Source organism: Arthrobacter sp. E1SS-5, assembly GCF_057073715.1.
In genome coordinates this window covers 64,007-86,538 of sequence record NZ_CP172703.1, presented here as the reverse complement: position 1 = coordinate 86,538, position 22,532 = coordinate 64,007, and the positions used below count along the sequence as shown (strand labels likewise).

The window sequence follows — 22,532 nt, the reverse complement described above, 5'->3', positions numbered from 1 at the left end:
ATGGTGCCCGAGCATCCAAGGGCCAGCAACTTTAGATAAATGACGCAGGTCAGGGGCAAGTGCCCGGTGCTTTGTCCTGACAATTACTGCCGTTAAGGCACTGTCAATTAGAGTTGGACAGGACTGGAAGTCGATTTTCAAGGCCTCCAACTGCCCCTGAAACCCGGCCCCGCGGCCTGACCCGAGCCATTTTGCGCTACCGCTGACTGTGCAACGACCTGACAAGGATTCCGCCATTTCCACCGACGCTTTCTTCGGCAATCTGACCAGGATCCGCAACGTCATCCTTCCCACCCCGGTGCGGAGTGGGATGAACACCGGGCGGGGCCTGCTGGGCGGCTTCATCGTGGTGCACCTGGTCTTCCTTATCTTCGCGGCGTCGCTCTCCCTGCGCGGCGAAGCGTTCAGCGACACCTTCATCTACCGCGACTGGGCCATGGCGGGGTTCAACGACGCCAACCTCCGCGGCGGCCCCAGCCCCTGGGTCTACCCCATCCTTGCGCTCATCCCCATGGCCATCGCCGGCGTGGCAGGACCCGCGCCGTTCTTCTTCCTGTGGGTCCTCATGACCACCATCCTCAACGGCTGGGCGCTGCTGAAGCTCACCGCGCGGGGCCGGAACACCGGCGCCATCCCCGCCGGCTGGTGGTGGCTGGCCTTCACGTTCCTCATGGGCTGGCTGGGGTTCGCCCGGGTGGACGGCCTCACCGCCCCGCTGGTCCTGGTGGCCCTGGCCTACGGCGTCAACCGCCCGTTCATCGCCTCGGTCCTGCTGGCCATCGGCACCTGGGTGAAGGTCTGGCCGGCGGCCATCATGCTGGCCCTCTTCGCCGTCGTCAAGAACCGCCTGCTGGTGGTGCTGGCAGGGATCTCGGTGACGGCCGGCGTCGTGGCGCTGGCCGCTGTGCTGGGCAGCGTTCCCAAATTGCTGAACTTCCTCACGCAGCAGGGCGACCGCGGAATGCAGCTCGAGGCCACCTTCACCACCCCCTGGCTCTGGCTTTCCGTCCTGAACGTGGGCGGCTCCCGCATGTACATGAACACCGACATCAACTCGATGCAGGTGGACGGCCCGGGCACCGCCATCATGTCCGTCCTGATGCAGCCGCTCCTGGTCCTGGCCGCCGTGCTGGTGGCCGGGCTGACCTTCTGGGCCCTGCACAACGGCAAGCAGCACAAGGTGGCCGGCGGCGTGGACCGCACCGAACTGCTCCTGGCCGGCGCGCTCACCCTCGCCACCGCCTTCGTGGTGTTCAACAAGGTGGGCTCGCCCCAGTTCATGGTGTGGCTGGGGCCCGCCGTCGCCGTCGGGCTGGCGCACAGCTGGCGGGAATGGCGCGTCCCGGCGCTGATGCTGATCGCCATCGCCGTGGCCACGTACTTCATCTACCCCCTCTTCTACGACGCCCTCAGCCACAACAACCCCTGGATGGCGCTGGTGCTGACCATCCGCAACGTCCTGCTGGTGGTCCTGTTCCTGTGGAGCGTCCGGCGCCTGTACTCGCTGGGCAAGAAGACGGCCGCACCTGCCCCTGCGCTCAAGGAGACCTAAGATTTCCACGAGGTTCTTTGACCGCCTGGTGACCGTCCGCACCAAACTGCTCCCGGCAAAAGTGGTGGACTGGTTCGCCCGCCCGTCCAGCGTCTGGTGGGGCTTCGCCGTCGTCCATCTCTACTTCCTGGGCTGGATGGCCTCCTTCTTCCTGAACGGCGACACCTTCAGCGACACCGAGCAGTACCGGCAGTGGGCCACGGCCGGCTACAATCCGGCGGACCTGGCCGGGAAGATCAGCCCCTGGGTGTACCCGGTACTGGCGCAGATCCCCATCTTCCTGGCCAACATCGCCGGGCCCAGCCTTTACCTGCTGATCTGGTTCCTGATCATCACGGCGCTGAACGCCGTCGGCCTGCTGTACCTCACCCGCGGGCCCCGGACTGTAACGGGCATCGCGCCGGCCTGGTGGTGGCTGTTCTTCACGGTCTTCATGGGCTACCTGAGCTTCGCCCGGGTGGAAGGCATTACGGCTCCGATCGTGCTGATCGCCCTGCTTTACGCCGCCGAACGGCCCGTGGTGGCGGGCGTCCTGCTCAGCATCGCCACGTGGATCAAGGTGTGGCCCGCGGCCGTCCTGGTCCCCATCGTCATCGCCAGCCACAAGCGCGTCCAGGTGGTGCTCGCCGGCGCCGCCGTGACCGCCGTCGTGGGCCTGGGGACGTGGCTGTCCGGCGGGCTTCCGCACATCATGGACTTCCTCCTGAACCAGGGCGAGCGCGGCATGCAGCTTGAGGCCACGTTCTCCACGCCCTGGGTCTGGCTGAGCGTGTTCCACATTGCCGGCTCCAAAATGGCGGACAACACGGCGATCAACTCCACCGAGGTCTACGGCCCCGGGGCCGGCACCGCCGCATTCCTGATGCAGCCGCTGCTGATCCTCGCCGCCGTCACCGCAGCCATCCTGCTGGTGCGCGCCATGCGCCGCGGCGCGGAGCGTGAGGAACTGTTCCTCGAGGGTTCGCTCATGATGGTCACCGCGTTCATCGTGTTCAACAAGGTGGGCTCGCCGCAGTTCATCATCTGGCTGGCACCCGTGATCATCGCTGGCCTCACGCACGATTGGGAGCGCTGGAAAGTCCCCGCGGCCCTGCTCATGGGCATCGCCATGACGACGTTCGTGATCTACCCGCTGTTCTACACGCCGCTCATCCACGCCCACCCGGTCATGGCGGCCATCCTTACCACCCGCAACGTGCTCCTGGTGGTGCTACTGTGGTGGTCGGTGAAGCGCACGGCCGAGCTGGGCCGGAAGACCCCAGCGACGGTTCCGGCGGGGGCCTAGGGGGCTTCGCGGCGTTCGACGGCGGCAGGGGCCTTGGCGTCCGTGGCTGCAGCCTGGCGGATTGGCCCCGCTTGGCGTGCTGCACGGCGTTCCATCGCCCACTCCCAGCCGCGCCGGGCCAGGTCCAGAGGCTTGCCTTCGATGAGCAGCTTGCGCGTATGGACGTCCAGGACCAGCAGGTAGAACGTGAACGCCAACGCGGTGAAGAACGCCAGGGATGATGCGTTGATGGGCAGTTCCACGAAGGACCAGACCGAGAGCTGGTCCTGGGCGCCAAACACCACGAAGAACGTCACGCCCACGTACAGCGACCGGATCTGCCAGTCGTCCCGGATCCCGGTGACGGCCAGGAACGGCAGGAACCACAGGATGTACCAGGGCTGGATGATGGGCGAGAGCATCACGACGGCGGTGAACGCCAAAGCCATCCGGCGCACCGCCCGCGAGTAGTCGCCGCGGAACATGAGCAGCAGGACCAGCGCGATGGCGGCCCACTTCATGGCGGTCCGCAGCCAGGTGGCCAGGGTTCCGCCGGGCAGTCCCAGCGCGTTGGCGAGCATCTCCACCTGTTGGCCCAGGAAGCCCGACGGCGAGTAGCCGGTGTAGCCCGGCGTCGGGTCCATGATGGCCCAGGTCCACCCGATGCCCAGGTTGAACGGGATGCCGCTGAGGACCAGGACGCCGAAGCTGATGCCCGCCGTCGCGGCCCACATCAGGAACTTCCGCGGCCAGGTGGCGGAGGGCCCGGCCCACATGAGGCCGATGAACGGCAGCAGCAGCACGGTAATGGGTTTGATTCCGATGGAGGCCGTGACCAGCAGGATCCCCAGCAGGTAGCGGCGGGTGGCGGCGAAGTAAACGCCCGCGACGGCGAGCCCCACCATCAGGGCGTCATTGTGGGCACTGGCAATGAAACTGATCAGGAACAGCGGGTTGGCGACGGAAATCCAGAGTGCCCGCGCACCGTTAATGCCGTGCAGTTCGGCCAGCTTGGGCACGTAGATGACGCACAGCAGCACGCCGACGCCGGCCAGTAGGCGGAAGAGCAGGACGGACGCATCAGGCTGGGCCCCGGTCAGTCCCACCACCGCCCGCGCCAGCCACAGGAAGTAAGGGCCGTAGGGGGTCCGGTTTTCGGCCCAGGCGGGGTCGGCGCCCAGGGCGAACCAGTTGTTGAGGGTGGAGATACCCACCTCATACGGGTTCTGGCCTTCCATCACCAACCGTCCCTGGCCCGTGTAGGCGTAGACGTCGCGGGAAAAGACCGGCACACAGAACAGCAGGGGAAGGGACCAGGCGGAGATGGCCACCACCACGGAGCGCAGGGACGATTGTCCCCAGTCCCCCAGCCGCTGGCCCAGGCGCAGCCACGAGCGCATCAGCAACATGGCGCCGGCCGTCAGCAGCACGGTGGACACCGCCACTCCCCAGCCTTCGGTGCGGAGCGCGATCACCACGGGTTGCCGGATCATGGGGGATCCGTTGGCAATCCAGCCCGTCCCGATCGAGCCGACGAACATCATCAGGGAGCCGATGAAACCTTCAATGGTTGCCAGGTAGGCACGGCCTTTGGCAGGCACGGAGGCGTCGGCCGAAGTGCCCGGCCTGCTTTCCGATGTCCTGAGGTGCGACCCGCCTGCCGTCATGATTGTGTGGTCCCCTACTTCGTTACGGCACTGCTCGCCCCAGCTTCACAAGGCCGCCCTGCAACCTTGGTCATTTTATCAGCCGTACTTACTGCCGCCCCGGGCCGCGGCCGGCGGGAACGCCACAGTTTGGAAACGGCCGGCAGGAAACCTAGCGGGCGCGCAGCAGTGCCAGGAATTCGTCGGCCATGCCAAGCTGCTCCTCCAATTTGGCCCTGCGCCGCGCCGCCTCTTCGATAAAGCCGTTCAGCTCCTCCCGAATGCCCGCAACATCCTGGCCTGGTTTGGCCGCCTCCAGGGCGTCGATAACCCGAAGCAGCCCTGCCATGGCTTCGAGCGTGAACCCGAGGGGTTTCATCCTGCGGATCAGCAGCAGCCGCGTGAAGTCGCGTTCGGTGTAAAGGCGGAACCCACCTTCGGTGCGGCCCGAGGGTTTGAGCAGGCCCACCTCGTCGTAATGGCGGATGGTCCGGAGGGACATCTGCGAGCGGTCCGCCAGTTCGCCAATGTGCATTGTCGCCACCACTTCTTCGGCGGTCATCTCTTTCACCATCACGTCACCAATCCGACCCAACCCTCACGTTAGGGTAGTGTTGCATACGCAGCCGGAAGTCACCGGCGCATTCTTTCTCCACCCCCATTGTCTTTCATGGGCGGGCTGGACCCGTGCGCAATGTGGCGCGCAGAACGTTGCACACCGCTCCCCCATGAGGGAGCCAAGTCCCCTGGAGCAGCTCCTTGGCCGTCGCCGACCGCACCCGCCCTACCCGGCAACCAATCACTGTCCTCACCGCCCTGCGCTCCCCCCGGCAATTCAGCCGCGAGGTCCTGGCCGGCATGGTCACCACCCTGGCCCTCGTACCGGAAGTCATCTCATTTTCGATCGTGGCCGGCGTGGATCCCATGGTGAGCCTTGTCGCCTCCATCGTGCTGGCCCTGGCCATGTCCATTCTGGGCGGCCGCCCCGGCGTGGTGACCGCCGCCGCCGGTTCCGTCGCCTTGGTGATCGCCCCGCTGGTCCACGAGCACGGCGTCGAATATGTCCTGCCCACGGTGCTCCTTGCCGGCGTCATCCAGGTGGTCTTTGGCTTGGCCGGGCTGGCGAGGCTGATGCGGTTCATTCCACGGTCGGTAATGATCGGGTTCGTCAACGCGCTGGGTGTGCTGATCTTCATGGCCCAGGTGCCCCATGTCCTCAACGTCCCCTGGCTCGCCTACGTGCTGTTCGCCCTGACGATCGCCATCATCTTCATCCTGCCCCGGTTCACCAAATTGGTCCCGTCGCCCCTGGTAGCCATCGTCGTCGTCACCGCGATCGTCATCATTGCGGGCCTCACCGTTCCGAACGTCGCGGACGAAGGACCACTCACGGGCAAGCTGCCCGGGATCACGCCGTTCCTTTTCCCCGTGAACCTCGAAACCTTCCAGCTGGTCCTGCCCACGGCGCTGAGCGTGGCGTTCGTCGGACTCATGGAAACCCTCCTCACAGCCAAACTCGTGGACGACATCACGGAAACCCCATCGCACAAGGGCCGCGAATCCTGGGCCCTGGGCGTCTCAAACATCTTCGCCGGCTTCTATGGCGGCATCGCCGGCTGCGCCATGATCGGCCAGACCGTCCTCAACGTGAAGACCGGCCAGGCCCGCACCAGGATCTCGACGTTCGTGGCCGGGCTGTTCCTGCTGGCACTGGTGACGGGGCTCAGCTCGATCATGGGCCAGATCCCCATGGTGGCCCTCGCCGCGGTAATGATGGTGGTGGCCGTGACCACCGTCGACTGGCACAGCGTGAAACCGGCCACCCTGAAGCGGATGCCCGTGCCCGAGACGCTGGTCATGGCCGTCACCGTCGCCGTCGTGGTCCTCACGGGGAACCTGGCCTACGGCGTGCTGGTGGGCGTCATCCTGGCGATGGTGCTGTTCGCGCGACGGGTGGCCCACGTCATCACCGTTGAGCGGCACCTTGCGGAAGACGGCGACAGCGTCCGCTATGACGTGGTGGGGCCGCTGTTCTTCGGAAGCAGCAATGACCTGGTGGAGCAGTTCGCCTACGCCGACGATCCCGCCTCGGTGACCATTGACCTCACCCGCGCGCAGATCTGGGACGCGTCAACAGTGGCCGCCCTGGACTCCATCGAAACCAAATATGCGGACCACGGTGCAACGGTGGCAATCGAGGGCCTCGATGAACGCAGCACCGGCTTCCACCGGCGCCTTACGGGGCATCTGGGCGCCTGACCCCGCAGGCGCAAAGAAGTGGAGCTGCAATGTGCAGCCCCACTTCTTTGATCCGAGTGTCCTAGGAGAAGCGCGCCGGCCGGAACGTTGCCAGCATGGGGTGCTTCCTGCCGGTCAGGATCTCCCCGGCAAGGAGCTCACCGGCAATGAGGCCCAGGGTGGCGCCGGAGTGTGTGAACGCGACAAAGCAGCCCGGCACCTGGCCCAATTCGCCCAGCACCGGTTCACCGTCGCCCGGGATCGGCTTGTAGCCCATCTTCCAGGAGGCCGGCTTGAGTTCCGGATTGCCGGCCACCAGCTTGGAGGCCTCGTCGGCCAGTTCCTGCACCACGTCATCGGGGATGGTGAAGGAGCCGTCCGCGTGCTCGGTGATGTGCTCCTCGTACCAGTCGTGGTCCAAGGCGAACGTGCCTCCCGGGTTGGGCCGCAGGGCGGCGCGGGGTGTGTTCATCACGGCGGTGACCTCGTGCTGCACCTGCTTGGTCACCACCAGCATGGACACCGGCGAACCATTGGGGATGTGCACACCCAGGGGTTCGACGACGGCGGGTGTCGCAGCGCCGCAAGCCACCAGGACGGCGTCGGCCGGGTAGGTCCCGCCCGCCGCGGTCTCGACGCCGGTGGTCCGGCCGCCCTCCACCATGACGGAGGCCTTGCCGGCGTTCAGGACCAGTTCGCCGCCGCGGGCGTGGAACTCCTCCATCAGGAAGTCGATCAGGTCCGGCAGGCTCACCCAGCCTTCGCCGGGGTTGAAGATGGCATTATCCGGCACGGCGCTGGAATCGATGCCAGGGGTGGCTGACGCGATTTCTTGCGGGGAAAGCAGCTTGGAGTCGTAGCCAATGGACTTCTCGTAGGCATGCCGTGCCTCCGTGGCCTCCGCCTGGCCGGCTGCGTTCCACATGAGGCCGCCGCCGAACTGGAGCCACTCCCGCTTGGGATCCGAGGCAAAGAGGGTGCGGTAGCGGTCCACGCCGGCAACCCGCAACTGGTGGTAGGGGGTGGAGCGTTCGCCTGCGGAGTTGAGCCAGGACAGCGAGCGGCCGCTGGCTTCACTGGCCAGGCCGCGCTCGGTCAGCAGGATCACGGAGGCGCCTTCACGCAGCAGGTGCACAGCGGTGGAAACGCCCAGGATGCCGCCGCCGAGGATCGCGACGCGCTTGGAAGCTGGAACAGAGGACATTGGTGTCCCTTTCTGTGGAATTCGTGGTTAGGAGGGACGCGAACGGTGCGTCATCAGCGGAAAAGAGTGCAGGCAGTCAGGCCAGGGCGTGGATGCCCTCGATGACTTTCAGTACTTCAAGCGGACCGGCGGGATCGACGGGCAGTGGGCCGTTCCCGCGGAGGGCGGCCGCCAGTTGCACGTAGAACTGCGGATAGCCGCCTCGTTCGGCAGGCACGGGAGACGTTGCTCCGTCGACCCCCAGGAGCCCCCATGACTCCTGGGGGTCGAGGCCGTAGGCAGGGTCCGACGGCGGCATCCCTGCGGCGAGGGCGGGTTCCTGGCCGTCCAGCCCCCACTTGGTGTAGCCGGCTTGTGAACCGAGGACGTGGAAGCGGGCGCCGGCCTGGGCAGCCATGCCGTTCATCCACAGCCGTGAGCGGACGCCGGAGGCATGCAGCAGTGACACGAAGGCCTCGGTGTCCGCCGCGTCCGGATGGGGTCCGCGGTTGGCCGTCTCGCCATAGCTCCGTTCCACGGGGCCGAACAACTGGATGGCCTGATCGATCAGGTGGGCACCCAGGTCATGCAGGATCCCGCCGCCTTCGGCGAGGGACACCGTGTCCCGCCAGTTCCCGAACCCTTCGGGCCGCCACCATTCGAACCGTGATTCGAAGCTGCTGACCTGACCCAAGGCACCCGACGCCAGGACCTTCCGGAGGGTCAGGAAGTCGGCATCCCACCGGCGGTTCTGGAACACCGTAAGCCGAACCCCGCCGTCGTCCGCCCTGCTGATCAGCTCCTCACCCAAGGCGGAGGTGGGCACGAAAGGCTTGTCCACCACCACGTGCAGGCCGTGGGCGATCGCCGTCGCTGCCAGCTCAAAGTGGGTGTGCGGCGGGGTGCCCAGGATGACCAGGTCAAGGTCGGCTGCGTTGGCGAACAGCTCCTCCGGCGTGGCCATGATCCGTGCCAGGGGGTACAGCCGTGCCGCTTCGGCCGCCCGGGCAGGCTGGGCCGTGACAATCACATCGAGCGAAAAGTCCGGGTTGGCCGCAATCAGCGGTGTGTGGAACACCTTGCCGGAGATCCCAAACCCGACGACGGCGGTCCGGATGGGTGCCGCTGCAAGCGTGCCCATCAGAGCACCTCGGAGAGGAAGCGCTGGAGGCGTTCGCTGCGGGGGTTGTCGAAGAGTTGAGTGGGGGTTCCTGCTTCGACCACTTCGCCTTCGTCCATGAAGACCACCTGGTCGGCGACTTTGCGGGCGAAGCCCATTTCGTGGGTGACCACGAGCATGGTCATGCCGCGCCTGCCCAGGCCGGCCATGAGGTTCAGGACGCCTTTGACGAGTTCGGGGTCCAGGGCGCTGGTGGCTTCGTCGAAGAGCATGACTTCGGGTTCCATGGCCAGGGCGCGGGCGATGGCGACGCGCTGCTGCTGGCCGCCGGAGAGGTCGCGGGGGCGGTGGTCGGCGCGTTCGGCGAGGCCCACCTCGGCCAGGCGTTGGCGGGCCTTGGCCATGGCCTGGGCTTTGGGCATGCCCTTGACGGCCCAGAGTGCCAGGGCGACGTTTTCCTCCGCGGTGTGGTCCGGAAAGAGGTTGAAGTGCTGGAAGACCATGCCAATGCGGGTGCGCAGGGTGTCCGGGTTGGTGCCCAGGATGCTGTCCCCGGCCAGGAGCACGTCCCCGGTTTTGGGTTCGTGCAGCCGGTTGATGCCGCGCAGCAGGGTGGACTTGCCGGAGCCGGAGGGGCCGATGATGCAGGTGGTGGTGCCCGGGGCCACGGTGAGGGTGACGTTGCGCAGGACCTCGATGTCGCCGTAGGCCATGGTCAGGTTGCGCAGTTCCAGGGACGAGCCGTGGAACGACGGGGCTTCCTGGCCGGTGGTGTTTTTGGTGGGGGTGGGGGTGTTCATGTGTTGCTCCCGGTGGTCAGCGGCGAGGCGGAGGCGAGTTCCTTGACTTCCTTCAGGCCGCTGGTGGGTGCTGCGGGGCGGCGGCGGCCGGTGCGGAACTTGTTGTCGATGTGGTTGACCAGGTGGGTCAGCGGGACGGTGATCACCAGGTAGAAGACGCCGGCGGCGACCAGGGGTGAGAGGTTGCCGGAGAGCACGGCGGCGTCCTGGCCTACGCGGAAGAGTTCGCGTTCGCTGACCAGCAGGCCCAGGAAGTAGACCAGGGAGGAGTCCTTGACGATGGCGATGAACTGGTTCACCAGGGCCGGCAGGACCCGGCGGACGCCCTGCGGGACCACCACCAGGGCCATGGACTTGGCGTAGCTCATGCCCAGGGCGCGGCAGGCTTCGCCCTGGCCCTTGTCCACGCTGAGGATCCCGGCGCGGAAGATTTCCCCGATGTAGGCGCTGGCAATCAGGCTCAGCGCGATGATCCCGAGCGGGTAGGGGGACGGGCCGAAGATCGACTGGCTGAGCCGGGCGAAGCCCTGGCCGATCAGCAGGATGGTCAGGATCGCCGGCAGGCCGCGGAACAGGTCCGTGTAGATGCGGGCCGGGACCCGCAGCCACTTGGACGGTGAGATGCCCATGACGGCCACCAACATTCCCAGCACCGTGCCAAGGACGGTGGCCGAGATGGAAATGATCAGCGTGTTCAGCAGGCCGACCGCCAGCAGTTGGGGCAGGACTTCGGCCATAGCGCCGAAGTCAAAGAATGTACGGATGATGGTGTTGAACCAGTCCATGATTGCTCTCAGACGTAGATTGATTGAGGATGCCGGGCAGGCCGCGGGCTGCGGCCCGCCCGGCGATAAACCCGGAGGCTTACGTACTTACTTGCCTATTTGCTCGGAGCGGGCGACGGTGACGCGGAGGCGCCCTGTTCGGCCTTGGGCAGGTACTGCTCAGGCATCGGGGAACCCGGGAACCACTTCTGGTAGAGCTTCTTCCAGGTCCCGTCTTCCATCGCAGCGGCCAGGCCCTTGTTCAACGCTTCCTTGAACGCCGTCTTGCCCTTGGGCACGGCGAACCCTGCCGGGGCGTCGAAGGACGGAATGTCCGCAGCGCTGACCAGTCCGTGCTGGTCCTCGTACGCCTTCGCAGCCTCGTAATCCAGGAAGTGCGCGTCAACGGTTCCGCTGTTCAGCGCCGCGATCGCCGTGTTGTTGTCCGGGAAGCGGACCAGGCTGGCAGAGGTGAAGTTCTTCACCGCATAGGCCTCCTGCAGGGTTCCCTGCACCACGCCCAGCCGCTTGCCGGCAAGGCCGTCCACACCGGTAATGCCCGAACTCTTGGTGGTGATCACCGTCAGGTAGCCGGCCAAGTAACCATCCGAGAAATCCACGGTTTCCTTGCGCTTGTCCGTGATGCCGATCGCTGCCACGCCGGCGTCGAACTGCCCGTTGGCAACTGCGGCAAGGAGGCCGGAGAAGTCCTGCCCGGTGAAGACCACGTTGTCCACACCGGCCCGGTGGGCCACATCCTTGAACAGTTCCACGTCGAACCCGGTGAAGTTACCGGAGGCGTCGGCGAAGGTGTAGGGCTTGGAGTCGCCCAGGCTGGCCACGCGGATGGTGCCGGGCTGGATCAGGCCGTAGGGGTTGTTCTCCGTGGTGGAGGCGGCGGAGGTGGAGCTGCAGCCGGAGAGCGCCAGCACCGCAGCGAGTGCGGCGGCGGCAATTCCGGCCGGGCGGAGATTCTTTTTCTTCACAGCGTTGTCCAATCGTTGGGAGGGAGGCGGTGCTGTCAGGGCCGCCGAAGAAAGTCGCCGATGCTCTTGTTGAGTCCGGTCTCACACCCTAGGATTGAGACCGGACTCACATCGATGGATAGAAATGTAGCCGAAGTCACAAGGGGCGTCAACAACCCTTTCGAAAGGTGAAGATGAACGGCGAAGGAGCACGACGGCGGGACGTAACGGTTGCCGACGTCGCCAAGGCTGCCCAGGTTTCCAAGGCCCAGGCCGCGCGTGCGCTCGGCAATTACGGGGCTGTCAGCGACGACGTCCGCGAGCGCGTCCTGGCTGCCGCAGAGGCGCTTTCCTACCGGCCCAATGAGCTTGCGCGCAGCATGAATACGGGGAAGTCGCACACCATTGGAGTGGTGGTGGGTGATATCGAAAACCCGCACTTTGGCCTGGCCACACGGGGAATCACGGACGCTGCAAAAAAGGCCGGCTACAACGTCATCCTGGTCAATACCGATGAGGACCGGGCGGCGGAGGTGGAGGCAGTCCGGGTCCTGCTCGACAAGCGAGTGGATGGCCTGATTGTTGCTCCTGCGTCATCGGTTGAAACCGGACATCTCCAGGAGGTGTACCGCTCCGGACGGCCCATGGTCTTCATCGACCGCACGGCCGGGGACCTGCCGGTGGAGACCATGGCCGTGGACATGGCGAGAATTTCGAGGGAGGCCACCCAGTACCTGCTCGATGCGGGGCACCGGCGGATCGCCTTCATTTCCACACTGACCACGGATGCTCCCTACACGCCCGGGATGACTCTTGAGTCCTCCCAGATCGCGGACCGCATCGAGGGCATGCGGGAGGCGTTCCTTGAGTCCGGGCTGGATTTTCCGGAGGACCTCGTCCGCCTGAACGCAGGAGACGAGGACTCCATTCGCAGCGTCACCCGCGGAGTGCTCAGGGGCCCGGACCGTGCCACTGCCGTGGTCGCCTCAGACGGCCTGATCGCACTCAGCGTGGTGGAGGCCATCCAGGAACTGGGCCTGTCCATCCCGGCGGATGTTTCATTCCTGATGTACGACGATTTCCCGTGGACCAGGCTGACAACCCCTCCCCTGACCGTCATTGCCCAGCCGGTCTACAACATGGGCGTCGCCGCGGCCAAGGCCCTGCTTCGGCAAATGGAGGGGCTGCCGCCTGCCGCCCCTGCGCAATTCACGGCCACGTTGGTGCGGCGGGGGTCGGTGGGGCCATGCCCGGCCACAACCGGGAAACCTTGCCGCGAACAGCTGGCGGGAAAGCCCGCCTGACGCCCCCGGGGTGCCTACTGCGCGGCGTCGAATCCCGCCAGCAGTCGCCGGGTAGCTGTCTCCATGTGGGAGCTCATGGTCGCTGTCACGGCACCCGCATCCCGGGCAGCCAGCGCTTCATAGATCTGGGTGTGCTCCTTCAGCGCGGCGGCTGCATGCCCTTCGTCCGTGAGCGCCCGGTCCACCCAGATCCGCAGGAGTGAGCGGATACTCTGCAGGAGTTCCTGGAGGACCTGATTTCCGGAAGCCGCAGCAATTTCGCGGTGGAAGGAGGCGTCGGCCTCGACGAAGGCCGCCAGATCGTCAAGCGTGCGTTCCATGGTGTCCAGGTTGGAGCGCATCCGCTCCAGCGCTTCGTCGGTGATGCGCTCTGCAGCAAGTTGCGCCGCCTGCACCTCGAGTCCACTGCGCAGTTCCACGAGTTCGCGGGTGCGCGGCGCACCGAGCATGAGGCCCCAGCTCAGGGTGCGCGGCAGGAGCTCGGACACGCCGTCACGGAGGTAGGTGCCGGACCCGGGCCGGACAACCACGATGCCCAGGATCTCCAGCGCGGCGAGGGCCTCCCGCACAGCGGACCGGCCCACGCCCAGGGAAGCGGCAAGGGTTCGCTCCGCGGGAAGCCTGGTTCCGGGTGCGATGTCACCGCTGGTAAAGAAGGCGAGCAGTCGCTCGGCCACTTCCGACACCACTGAGCCCTGCCCCACGGAGCCAAGGGCGGCGCTGATCTTGGCCGTCGCGGCTGCGGATTCTAAGGACACCTTCCAAGCGTAACAACTGGTTGACCACGCTGGACGGCGCCAACGGGCCTCACCGGAATCGCCAGAATGAACACTAATCAGTCAACCGGTTGACCAATTTTGGATCGAGCCCTATGGTGGAACTCACAGCTTCAACGTGCGCAGGACGCCAAGGCCGCGCACCTCTGAAAGAGCCCACCGCCTCCAGTGACGGATGCGCAGGGCACCAACATCTAGGAGTCAATGTGGACACCACACAATCGGTGGTCGAGAAATCCGCAATCAGGAAAGTGGCGATCCGGCTTGTCCCGTTCGTCGCGCTGATGTTCTTCATCAACTACCTCGACCGCACCGCCATCTCTTTCGCCGGCCCCAACGGCATGAACAAGGACCTGGCCCTGAACGCCGCACAGTTCGGCTTCGCCTCCGGCGTCTTCTTCATCGGCTACATCCTGCTGGAGGTCCCCTCCAACCTGGCCCTGCACAAGTTCGGCGCCCGCCGCTGGCTGGCCCGCATCATGGTCAGCTGGGGCATCGTCTCCCTGCTGTTCACCTGGGTGGCCAACGTTGAGCAGCTTTACATCCTGCGCTTCATCCTGGGCGTGGCCGAAGCCGGCTTCTTCCCCGGTGCCATCCTCTTCCTGAGCCTCTGGGTTCCCGCCCGGCACCGCAGCAAGATCCTTGCCCTGTTCTACCTGGCCCAGCCGCTGACCACAGTTATCGGCGCCCCGCTGGCCGGCATCCTCATCCAGCAGCACGGCCTCTTCGGGCTCGAAGGCTGGCGCGTGATGTTCCTCGGCGTTGCCGTCCCCGCCATCCTCATCGGCATCGTGTCCTGGTTCTACCTGGCCGATAACCCCGCCAAGGCCAAGTGGCTCACCCCTGAAGAGAAGACCTGGCTGACCGGCGCACTGGAAAAGGAAAAGAACGAGACCGCCGCAGGCAACAAACATGTCAGCGTCCGCACGGTGTTCGGCAACGGCCGGGTCTGGATGCTCTCCCTGATCTACTTCGGCTTCATCTACGGTCTGTACGCCCTGGGCTTCTTCCTGCCGACCATCATTTCCGGCTTCGAAGGCATCTACGGCACCAAGTTCGACGTCTTCCAGAAGGGCCTGATCACGGCCATCCCGTACCTCCCGGCAGCGGTTGCCCTGTACTTCTGGTCCAAGGACGCCACCAAGCGCGGCGTGAAGACCTGGCACATCGCGGTCCCGGCCCTGGTAGGCGGCCTGAGCATCCCGCTGGCACTGTTCGCCGGTTCCCCGGCAGCCACCATCGCCGTCATCACCATCACGGCAATGGCCATCTTCGCCGCGCTGCCCAACTTCTGGACCGTTCCCACGCAGTTCCTCACCGGCGCAGCGGCAGCAGCAGGCATCGCCCTGATCAACACGGTGGGCAACCTGGCAGGCTTCAGCGCCGGCTACATCACCGGTTGGCTCAAGGACTGGACCGGCGACTACACGGTGCCGATGTTCGTGGTGGGCGGCTTCATGCTCCTGTCCGCCGTCCTGATGGTGGCCCTCAGCCGCTCCGGCCGCGTCACCGAGGGTGTCCGCTCCGAAGCACTGGATCCTGCCGGCGCCGGGCAGCACGCCGAACCCTAAGCGGAACCGCTTCGTAAACCCGGGGGCGCCTTCCTTGCCCGAAGGCGCCCCCACACCAACCACTCCCCGCAGACCCTTCCCCAGCTAGGCCAGGAGCTTTTCCCATGACCCGCCTGTTCAACGAACCCGCAGCCTTCGCTGACGAGATGATCGAAGGCTTCGTCGCCTCCCATGGACGCTGGGTGAAGCGTGTGTCCGGCGGTGTTGTACGCAGCACCAAGAGCACCGCGGACACGGTGGCACTGGTGATCGGCGGCGGTTCCGGCCACTACCCGGCCTTCGCCGGACTCGTTGGGCAGGGCCTGGCGCACGGTGCCGCGATGGGCAACCTGTTCGCGTCGCCGTCGGCCCAGCAGGTCTACAACGTGGCCAAGGCCGCCAATAACGGCGCTGGCATACTGCTCGGCTACGGCAACTACGCCGGCGACGTCCTGCACTTCACCCAGGCCCAGGAAAAGCTGCGCCGGGAAGGCATCGACTGCCGCAGCATCGCCGTCACCGACGACGTCTCGTCCGCCCCGATCGAAGAGCACACCAAGCGCCGCGGCATTGCCGGGGACCTGACCGTGTTCAAGGTGGCGGCCGCCGCCGCCGAGGCCGGCTACGGCATGGACGCAGTGGTGGAGATCGCGGAGCGGGCCAACCACCGCACCCGCTCGTTCGGCGTCGCCTTCACCGGCTGCACCCTCCCGGGCGCCGACACGCCGCTGTTCTCCGTCCCTGAGGGCCGGATGGCGGTAGGCATGGGCATCCACGGCGAACCCGGTATCGAAGAGACAGGCATTCCGACGGCGGACGAGCTCGCCGAGTTGCTGGTGGGCAAGCTCCTGACCGAAGTGCCGGACGGCCTTAATGCAGAGGGTGCCCGCGTTGTCCCCATCCTCAACGGCCTGGGCAGCGTGAAGTACGAAGAGCTCTTCGTGGTCTACCGCCGCGTGGCCCCGCTCCTCGCCGAGGCGGGACTGCAGGCGGTGGACCCCCAGGTGGGCGAACTCGTCACCAGCTTCGACATGGCCGGCACGTCCCTGACCCTGTTCTGGCTCGACGACGAACTCGAGACCCTCTGGAACGCACCGGCCGACGCTCCGGCGTTCCGCCGCGGTGCCGTCACCGCCGAAGCGCTGGAAGGAACGGCAGGCGAGGCGGCCGACGTCGAACTTTCCATTCCCGACCCGACGGCTGCTTCGCGTGCCGGTGCCCTCCGCGTCCTCGCAGCGCTCGGGGCCGCCAAGGATGTGGTGGACGCCAACGCCGCCGAGCTTGGCCGAATTGATGCGATCGCCGGCGACGGCGACCACGGCATCGGCATGGAGCGCGGCGTCCGCGCCGCCGTGCAAGCCGCGGCAGACGCCGTCGCCCGCGGCGCTGGTGCGGCCACCACCCTCTACTTCGCCGCCGATGCCTGGGCCGACAAGGCCGGCGGCACATCCGGGGCGCTGTGGGGCATGGCCCTGCGCGCCGTCGGTGACGCCGTGGGCGACAGCAAAGCGCCCGACGCCGGTGCCGTCGCCGCCGGGGTGGCCGGCGCCGCCGCCGCGATCATGGACTTCGGCAAGGCCAAGGTGGGCGACAAGACCCTGGTGGACGTGCTCGTCCCGTTCCGCGACGCGCTCACCGCCGGCGTCAACAGCGGCAAGCCGCTGGCCGAGGCCTGGGATGCTGCCGCCACCGCAGCCCAGCAGGCTGCCGAGGACACCGCCAACCTGCTGCCCCTCATGGGCCGCGCCCGCCCTCACGCCGAAAAGAGCCTGGGCACCCCCGATGCCGGCGCCGTCTCCATGGCCCTGATCGTCCGGGCCATCCACAACACCCTCAGCCAGAACACCACCATCAAGGAGAACGCATGAGCACCAAACTGCGCCTGGTCATGGGAGCCGACGACGCCGGCTTCGACTACAAGGAAGCCCTCAAGGCCGACCTGGAAGCCTCCGAACTGGTCGAATCCGTGACCGACGTCGGAGTGGACGCCACCAGCCACACCCCCTACCCGTCCGTGGCCATCGCCGCCGCCGAACTCATCGCCGCCGGCAAGGCTGACCGCGCCCTGCTGGTCTGCGGGACCGGGCTCGGCGTCGCGATCGCTGCGAACAAGGTCCCGGGCGTCCGTGCCGTCACCGCGCACGATTCCTTCTCGGTTGAGCGGGCCATCCTGTCCAATAACGCCCAGGTCCTCACCTTCGGCCAGCGCGTCGTCGGCCTGGAACTGGCCCGCCGCCTGGCGAAGGAATGGCTCACGTACACCTTCGACGAAAGCTCCGCCTCGGCGGAGAAAGTCGCCCTGATTAAGGACTATGAGGGTGTCGCTTCCTGCTGATTCAAATGGCGGCGCGAACCCCAGGGCGATCATCGGCGTCAGCCTGAAGATGTATTTCGGCTACGCCCGGTCGGTGGACTACTGCCGCGACGTCGCCGCCATCGCGTTCGCCCACCCGTCGGTGCAAAGCGGCGAGATCGAACTGTTCGTCCTGCCCGTCCTCCCCGCACTGCCCGAGGCCACCCGGATCCTCGGCACGGCCGGTGCAGCCACCGGAGCACAGGACATCTTCTGGGAAGACGAAGGCGCGTTCACCGGCGAAGTGGGCGGCAAAACCATCGCCGAACTCGGCGGCCGGTATGCCGAAATCGGTCACGCCGAACGCCGCCGGATCTTCGGCGAGGATGACCGCGTCATCGGGCTGAAGACCGCCGCCGCGTACCGCAACGGCCTCACCCCCGTCCTCTGCGTCGGGGAGCTGCACCCGGGTTCCGTGGAGGAAGCCATCGCGCACTGTTCGGCCGAGATCGACGCTGCACTTAACCGTGCCTCGTCGCTCGCGCCCGCCGGCCGGACCATCGTGGCCTACGAGCCGCAGTGGGCCATCGGCGCCCCGGAACCTGCCACACCGGAGTACATCAGCGCCGTCGTCACCGGACTGGACGCGCACCTGCGCAGCCTTCCCGGCCAGGAGGACAGCCGGGTAATCTACGGTGGGAGTGCCGGGCCGGGCCTGATCACCCAGCTGGATCCCGCCGTCGCCGGTTTGTTCCTGGGCCGCTTCGCGCACGACCCCAAGGCGCTGAAGGCCATCCTGGACGAGACAGCGGCACGGCTGGAATCCATGGCGGTGGCGGCATGACCAGCAGGATTGGATTGAGCAGCTACGCGTTCTTCTGGCAGCTCTCGGACAAGGTCTCGCAGCCCCTGAGCCTCCACGACGCGCTGGAGCGGACAGCGGAACTGGGCGTGGACCTCTTCCAGGTCTGCGATTACGCACCGCTGGAGGAGATGGACGACGCCAGCCTGGCCGCCGTACGTGCCACCGCTGACTCCCTGGGGATCAGTCTTGAGCTGGGCACCAAGGGGATCCGCCCGGAGCACCTGCGGAAGTTCCTGCACATCGCGGGAATTCTGGGATCCCCGCTGCTGCGGACCATGTTTAACACCCCGGGCCATACCCCCACCACGGAGGAAGCGGTGGCCATCTTCAAGGAGGTGCTGCCGGAGTTCGAAGCGGCAGGGGTGAAGATCGCGGTGGAAACCTATGAACAGGTCCCCACCTCCCGCGTCCTGGACGTGATCCTGGGCGTGGACAGCCCATACCTGGGGATCTGCAGCGACCCCGCCAACACCGTCGCGGCGCTGGAGATGCCGCGTGAGGTGATTGACGCCGTCGCGCCCTATGTCCTGAACATGCACATCAAGGACTTTGCCTTCAGCCGCAAGGACGGGTGGGTGGGGTTTACCTACTCCGGCGCCCCGCTCGGCGAAGGCCTGCTCGACTACGGGTACATGGCCGGGAAGATCCGGCCGCACGAACGAAACATCAACCAAATCGTCGAACACTGGCTGCCCTGGCAGGACTCCGAGGCGGACACCATCCGCCTCGAGAACCAGTGGACCCGGCAAAGCATCGAATTCCTAAGGAGCAAGTGAAATGTCAGCAGAAACTTTGACCGTCGCTGTCATCGGAGCCGGAGGCAAGATGGGGCTGCGTGTCTCCCGCAACCTCCAGAAGTCCGGCCACACCGTCTTCTACAGCGAGAACTCCCCCGCCGGCCAGAAGCGCGTCCGCGCTGAAGGCCGCGAGATCACCGCCACGGACGACGCCGTCAAGGGCGCCGACGTCGTGATCCTCGCCGTCCCGGACACCGTCCTGGGCATCGTGTCCGAAGGCGTGGTCCCGCAAATGAAGGCCGGATCCATCCTCCTCACCCTGGACCCCGCCGCCGCCTACGCCGGGCTGCTGGCAAAGCGCGACGACGTGGTCCAGGCAGTTGCGCACCCGTGCCACCCGTCCGTGTTCCTGGAGCGCACCACCAAGGAAGAATGGGCCGACACCTTCGGCGGCCAGGGCGCACCGCAGAACGTCGTGGCAGCCATCGACGAGGACGCCCCTGAAGCCACCAAGGCCGCTGCGGAGGCGACAATCCGCACCATCTACGCCCCCGTCATCGACGTCCACTGGGTCACCGTCAAGCAGCTGGCCATCCTCGAGCCCACCCTAGTGGAAACCGTTGCCTGCATGATCGGCACTCTGCTTAACGAGGCCCTGCACGAGACCGTCCACACCGCCGGCGTCCCCGAGGAAGCCGCCAAGGCCATGCTGTTCGGTCACGTCCAGATCGCGCTGACCAACGCCCTGCGCGGCTCCAACCCGTTCTCCGAGGCGTGCGAAATCGCCATCCAGTACGGCAAGGACACCATCATCAAGGACGACTGGAAGAAGATCTTCGACGACTCCGAACTCGATGGCGTCATCGCCAAGATGCTCAAGCTGGAGGCCGTGAAGCGCTAAGGCTCCACACCGCAGCAGCGGCGGCTGCCGCTCGGTCCATTCGGACTGGGTGGCAGCCGCCGTTTTGTGCCTCCAGCTTTTTGCCTCAGGGTTTGGCGGCGCCTGCCGTTTCCGACTCCAAGTTGAAGTAGGAGCGGGCGTCCGGCGGCCGGATGTCTGCCACCACATCGCTGAAGATCCGCATGGGATGCGCCGTGAAGGGGTGCTCGGCGATGGCGTCCAAGTCCAGCTCGATGCCCAGGCCCACGCCTTCCGGGATCAGGACGTCGCCCTCTTCCGTCAGCTGGAGGCGCTCATTGGAGATCTCGCTGCGCCACGGCACATCCGTCGCCATGATCTCGAGGTAGCGGAAATTCGGCAAGGCCGCGCCGAGCTGCAAGGTTGCGGCGGTGCTCAGGGGACCGCTCGGGTTGTGCGGTGCGAAGGGAACGTAGTGGGCTGCCGCCAGTGTGGAGATGAACGAAAGCTCCAGGAGGCCTCCGGCGTGGGTGACGTCAGGCTGGATGTAGTCCACCGCGTGGCGCCCAAGGGCCGGGATGAAGGTGTTCCGCCCCATCCACCGCTCACCGGCCGCGATGGGGACGGGAGATTTACTGCGTACCTCGATGAGCGCGTCGATGCCGTCCGGCGGGCAGGGCTCTTCGAAGAACACGGGCTGGAACTGTTCAATTTCCCGCGCCACGCGGATGGCCGTGGGCACATCAAAGCGGCCGTGCCCTTCAATGAACAGCTCAACGTCATCACCCACCGCCTCCCGGACAGCGGCAACGGGCTCGAGCATGCGCCGCAGGTCGCCTGGCGCCAGAGTGAGGTCTGCAGCTTCGAAGGGATCCCACTTGAGGCCGCGGAAGCCCTGGCCAACGGTGTGGACGGCGGCCTTGGCAAATTCCTCAGGTGTTTTGGCCCCGGAAAACCAACCGTTGGCGTAGGCGCGGACCCTGTCCCGGACCTGCCCGCCCAGCATCCGGTGGACGGGCACCCCCAGTGCGCGGGCTGAGACATCCCACATGGCCACTTCAAGGGCGCTGAGGGCGGTCATGGAGACGGGGCCGCCGCGCCAGTATGCGTCGCGATTCACCTCGTAGATGGTCCGGGTAATCCGGGTGGGGTCCTTGCCCCGCACGGCGTCGGCAAGAACCGCAACTGCGCCGCGGACTGCGTGCTCCTGGCCTTCGAGGGTGGCTTCCGCTATTCCGGTAAGGCCTTCGTCGGTGCTTAACCGGACAAAGATGAGGTTGGTCCGGTAAAAGTCCACCACAACGGTGTCGAGGTTGGTGATTTTCATGACTTGATGTCTTTCATTCGTTGTCCAGGCGCACCAGGTGCGGCCCCTCAGGCGGCGGGCGGGGCAGTGGATTCGCGGACGACCACCTGGGTGGCCAACTCCACGCGGTGGGAATCCAGGACCTCGCCCTGGGCCTGACGCAGGAGCGACCTCAGGGCGGCCCTGCCCATCTCTTCAAGCGGCTGGGCCACCGAACTCAATGAAGGGACCGACTGCTCGCCCTGGTTGGTGCCGTCGAATCCGATGAGGCTGAGGTCCTCGGGAACCTTGATCCCGTGATGCCGCGCCTCGCTGAGGACGCCCAGGGCAATCGAGTCGCTGCCGGCGAAGATGGCCGTGGGGAGGGGGTCCAGCTTCAGCAGTTCCTGGAATCCCTTAACCCCGCCCTCTGTCCGGAAGTGGCCGCCGGACACGATGAATCCGGGGTCCACCTTGATGCCATGCGCCATCAGGGCGGCCATGTATCCGTGAAGGCGCGCCTGATTGCATTCGGCGTCTTCGATTCCGCCGATGTAGGCAATGCGGCGGTGGCCCAGTTCCAACAGATGTTCGGTTGCCGCCTTGCCGCCTGCCCAGTTGGTCGCTCCCACGCTGACCACGTCCGCGGAGGGTGGGTTGAGCGGGTCGATCACCACAACCGGGATCTTGCGGCGGCGGAATGCGTGCAGTTGTGCCTCGCTGAAGGCGGACGTCACCACGATCATCCCGGCCCTGCCCTCTTCGAGCATGCGCTGGGCGCGGCGTTCCGGGGTCTGCCGGCCGGGAGCGGACCGGCCGGTCACGCTCACCAGGATTTCGACGTCGGCACCGGCAGCGAACTGGAGGATGCCATTCAGGACCTGGATGGTGTACGCGGAATCGAGCACGTCGATCACCACTTCGACCACTGTCGTCCTGTCGTTAGCGGCCCTGCGCTGCACGGGCGACTGGTAACCCGCCTGCTCCAGCACCGCGAGGATCCGCGCCCTGGTCTCGGGGGCCACGTCGTCGCGGCCGTTTACCACCTTGGAGACAGTCGGTGCGGAGACCCCGGCCTGCCTGGCCACGGTAGCGAGCGTTGGCTTGGTCCGCTCAGGCAATTTGGTCGTCATTGGTTCGCAATCTTTCGAAGGTGGGAAGTGCATTCATTCTGAGGAACCTGTGCTTCCTCCGTCAAGGATTGCGCAAATTAGGGCCAAAGTTCAAAAATATCCTCTACGATCCCTTGACTGCGGAGATGTTTGGGGCTTTAGTTTACAGCGTGACTTATATCACCGTTCGAAATGTTTCGAACGAACGTCGGAGCTGAC

General features: G+C 66.1%; 20 protein-coding genes. 10 read left to right on the top strand and 10 right to left on the bottom strand.

The window, feature by feature from the left end:
* Positions 1–208 precede the first annotated feature (208 nt).
* Together ACIGJD_RS00430 and ACIGJD_RS00425 are read left to right on the top strand one after the other, a co-directional pair.
* Positions 209–1,552 (top strand): glycosyltransferase 87 family protein, encoded by a 1,344-nt coding sequence (locus ACIGJD_RS00430; RefSeq protein WP_483687803.1) that lies wholly within the window; start codon positions 209–211, stop codon positions 1,550–1,552.
* 28 nt (positions 1,553–1,580) lie between these two features.
* Positions 1,581–2,837 (top strand): glycosyltransferase 87 family protein, encoded by a 1,257-nt coding sequence (locus ACIGJD_RS00425; RefSeq protein WP_483687802.1) that lies wholly within the window; start codon positions 1,581–1,583, stop codon positions 2,835–2,837.
* Here the strand turns inward: ACIGJD_RS00425 and mptB are convergent.
* Positions 2,834–4,483, bottom strand: coding sequence for a polyprenol phosphomannose-dependent alpha 1,6 mannosyltransferase MptB (gene mptB / locus ACIGJD_RS00420; protein WP_483687801.1), 1,650 nt, complete (start codon positions 4,481–4,483; stop codon positions 2,834–2,836). The genes ACIGJD_RS00425 and mptB overlap by 4 nt on opposite strands.
* A gap of 151 nt (positions 4,484–4,634) precedes the next feature.
* Positions 4,635–5,036 (bottom strand): MerR family transcriptional regulator, encoded by a 402-nt coding sequence (locus tag ACIGJD_RS00415; protein WP_142134951.1) that lies wholly within the window; start codon positions 5,034–5,036, stop codon positions 4,635–4,637.
* 185 nt (positions 5,037–5,221) lie between these two features.
* Here ACIGJD_RS00415 and ACIGJD_RS00410 point away from each other — a divergent pair, with 185 nt between their 5' ends.
* A complete protein-coding gene (locus ACIGJD_RS00410) occupies positions 5,222–6,721 on the top strand; it encodes a SulP family inorganic anion transporter (protein ID WP_483687800.1) in 1,500 nt (499 codons plus the stop codon).
* A 61-nt stretch (positions 6,722–6,782) separates the two neighbouring features.
* Here ACIGJD_RS00410 and ACIGJD_RS00405 read toward each other — a convergent pair whose 3' ends face one another.
* From ACIGJD_RS00405 to ACIGJD_RS00385, 5 genes are all read right to left on the bottom strand, one after another.
* Positions 6,783–7,904, bottom strand: a complete 1,122-nt coding sequence (locus ACIGJD_RS00405; RefSeq protein WP_483687799.1) for an NAD(P)/FAD-dependent oxidoreductase — start codon at positions 7,902–7,904, stop codon at positions 6,783–6,785.
* Between the two features lie 76 nt (positions 7,905–7,980).
* Complete coding sequence (locus tag ACIGJD_RS00400; RefSeq protein ID WP_483687798.1) at positions 7,981–9,024, bottom strand: Gfo/Idh/MocA family protein; 1,044 nt, start codon at positions 9,022–9,024, stop codon at positions 7,981–7,983.
* Positions 9,024–9,803 carry an amino acid ABC transporter ATP-binding protein gene (locus tag ACIGJD_RS00395; protein WP_483687797.1) on the bottom strand — a complete coding sequence of 260 codons (780 nt, stop codon included), beginning with the start codon at positions 9,801–9,803 and terminating at the stop codon, positions 9,024–9,026. Before ACIGJD_RS00395 ends, ACIGJD_RS00400 begins: the two co-directional genes overlap by 1 nt.
* Positions 9,800–10,588, bottom strand: coding sequence for an amino acid ABC transporter permease (locus tag ACIGJD_RS00390; RefSeq protein ID WP_483687796.1), 789 nt, complete (start codon positions 10,586–10,588; stop codon positions 9,800–9,802). The genes ACIGJD_RS00395 and ACIGJD_RS00390 overlap by 4 nt, the downstream gene beginning before the upstream one ends.
* 95 nt (positions 10,589–10,683) lie before the next feature.
* Positions 10,684–11,553, bottom strand: a complete 870-nt coding sequence (locus ACIGJD_RS00385) for an ABC transporter substrate-binding protein (protein WP_483687795.1) — start codon at positions 11,551–11,553, stop codon at positions 10,684–10,686.
* A gap of 173 nt (positions 11,554–11,726) precedes the next feature.
* Here ACIGJD_RS00385 and ACIGJD_RS00380 point away from each other — a divergent pair, with 173 nt between their 5' ends.
* Entirely contained in the window at positions 11,727–12,836 is a 1,110-nt protein-coding gene (locus tag ACIGJD_RS00380; RefSeq protein WP_483687794.1) for a LacI family DNA-binding transcriptional regulator, read from the top strand.
* Between the two features lie 14 nt (positions 12,837–12,850).
* Here ACIGJD_RS00380 and ACIGJD_RS00375 read toward each other — a convergent pair whose 3' ends face one another.
* Positions 12,851–13,594 carry a FadR/GntR family transcriptional regulator gene (locus ACIGJD_RS00375; protein WP_483687793.1) on the bottom strand — a complete coding sequence of 248 codons (744 nt, stop codon included), beginning with the start codon at positions 13,592–13,594 and terminating at the stop codon, positions 12,851–12,853.
* A gap of 224 nt (positions 13,595–13,818) precedes the next feature.
* Between ACIGJD_RS00375 and ACIGJD_RS00370 the strand changes: the two genes are divergently transcribed.
* From ACIGJD_RS00370 to ACIGJD_RS00345, 6 genes are all read left to right on the top strand, one after another.
* Entirely contained in the window at positions 13,819–15,183 is a 1,365-nt protein-coding gene (locus ACIGJD_RS00370; RefSeq protein ID WP_483687792.1) for an MFS transporter, read from the top strand.
* Positions 15,184–15,287: 104 nt separating this feature from the next.
* Positions 15,288–17,030, top strand: coding sequence for a dihydroxyacetone kinase family protein (locus tag ACIGJD_RS00365; RefSeq protein WP_483687791.1), 1,743 nt, complete (start codon positions 15,288–15,290; stop codon positions 17,028–17,030).
* Positions 17,027–17,497, top strand: coding sequence for a ribose-5-phosphate isomerase (locus ACIGJD_RS00360; protein WP_483687790.1), 471 nt, complete (start codon positions 17,027–17,029; stop codon positions 17,495–17,497). The genes ACIGJD_RS00365 and ACIGJD_RS00360 overlap by 4 nt, the downstream gene beginning before the upstream one ends.
* Complete coding sequence (locus ACIGJD_RS00355) at positions 17,481–18,299, top strand: triose-phosphate isomerase family protein (RefSeq protein WP_483687789.1); 819 nt, start codon at positions 17,481–17,483, stop codon at positions 18,297–18,299. Before ACIGJD_RS00360 ends, ACIGJD_RS00355 begins: the two co-directional genes overlap by 17 nt.
* Positions 18,296–19,096 carry a sugar phosphate isomerase/epimerase family protein gene (locus ACIGJD_RS00350; RefSeq protein ID WP_483687788.1) on the top strand — a complete coding sequence of 267 codons (801 nt, stop codon included), beginning with the start codon at positions 18,296–18,298 and terminating at the stop codon, positions 19,094–19,096. Before ACIGJD_RS00355 ends, ACIGJD_RS00350 begins: the two co-directional genes overlap by 4 nt.
* Before the next feature lies 1 nt (position 19,097).
* A complete protein-coding gene (locus tag ACIGJD_RS00345; RefSeq protein ID WP_483687787.1) occupies positions 19,098–19,958 on the top strand; it encodes a phosphogluconate dehydrogenase C-terminal domain-containing protein in 861 nt (286 codons plus the stop codon).
* An 85-nt stretch (positions 19,959–20,043) separates the two neighbouring features.
* Here the strand turns inward: ACIGJD_RS00345 and ACIGJD_RS00340 are convergent, their stop codons facing one another.
* Positions 20,044–21,243, bottom strand: coding sequence for a mandelate racemase/muconate lactonizing enzyme family protein (locus tag ACIGJD_RS00340; protein WP_483687786.1), 1,200 nt, complete (start codon positions 21,241–21,243; stop codon positions 20,044–20,046).
* A gap of 47 nt (positions 21,244–21,290) precedes the next feature.
* Complete coding sequence (locus ACIGJD_RS00335; protein ID WP_483687785.1) at positions 21,291–22,334, bottom strand: LacI family DNA-binding transcriptional regulator; 1,044 nt, start codon at positions 22,332–22,334, stop codon at positions 21,291–21,293.
* Positions 22,335–22,532 lie beyond the last annotated feature (198 nt).

What these genes read in the sequence shown, in the direction of transcription:
- ACIGJD_RS00390 (WP_483687796.1), bottom strand. Translation starts at nt 10,588, where the DNA reads ATGGACTGGTTCAACACCATCATCCGTACATTCTTTGACTTCGGCGCT.
- ACIGJD_RS00350 (WP_483687788.1), top strand. Translation starts at nt 18,296, where the DNA reads ATGACCAGCAGGATTGGATTGAGCAGCTACGCGTTCTTCTGGCAGCTC.
- ACIGJD_RS00395 (WP_483687797.1), bottom strand. Translation starts at nt 9,803, where the DNA reads ATGAACACCCCCACCCCCACCAAAAACACCACCGGCCAGGAAGCCCCG.
- ACIGJD_RS00365 (WP_483687791.1), top strand. Translation starts at nt 15,288, where the DNA reads ATGACCCGCCTGTTCAACGAACCCGCAGCCTTCGCTGACGAGATGATC.
- ACIGJD_RS00360 (WP_483687790.1), top strand. Translation starts at nt 17,027, where the DNA reads ATGAGCACCAAACTGCGCCTGGTCATGGGAGCCGACGACGCCGGCTTC.
- ACIGJD_RS00345 (WP_483687787.1), top strand. Translation starts at nt 19,098, where the DNA reads ATGTCAGCAGAAACTTTGACCGTCGCTGTCATCGGAGCCGGAGGCAAG.
- ACIGJD_RS00400 (WP_483687798.1), bottom strand. Translation starts at nt 9,024, where the DNA reads ATGGGCACGCTTGCAGCGGCACCCATCCGGACCGCCGTCGTCGGGTTT.
- ACIGJD_RS00415 (WP_142134951.1), bottom strand. Translation starts at nt 5,036, where the DNA reads ATGGTGAAAGAGATGACCGCCGAAGAAGTGGTGGCGACAATGCACATT.
- ACIGJD_RS00380 (WP_483687794.1), top strand. Translation starts at nt 11,727, where the DNA reads ATGAACGGCGAAGGAGCACGACGGCGGGACGTAACGGTTGCCGACGTC.
- ACIGJD_RS00335 (WP_483687785.1), bottom strand. Translation starts at nt 22,334, where the DNA reads ATGACGACCAAATTGCCTGAGCGGACCAAGCCAACGCTCGCTACCGTG.
- ACIGJD_RS00405 (WP_483687799.1), bottom strand. Translation starts at nt 7,904, where the DNA reads ATGTCCTCTGTTCCAGCTTCCAAGCGCGTCGCGATCCTCGGCGGCGGC.
- mptB (WP_483687801.1), bottom strand. Translation starts at nt 4,483, where the DNA reads ATGACGGCAGGCGGGTCGCACCTCAGGACATCGGAAAGCAGGCCGGGC.
- ACIGJD_RS00340 (WP_483687786.1), bottom strand. Translation starts at nt 21,243, where the DNA reads ATGAAAATCACCAACCTCGACACCGTTGTGGTGGACTTTTACCGGACC.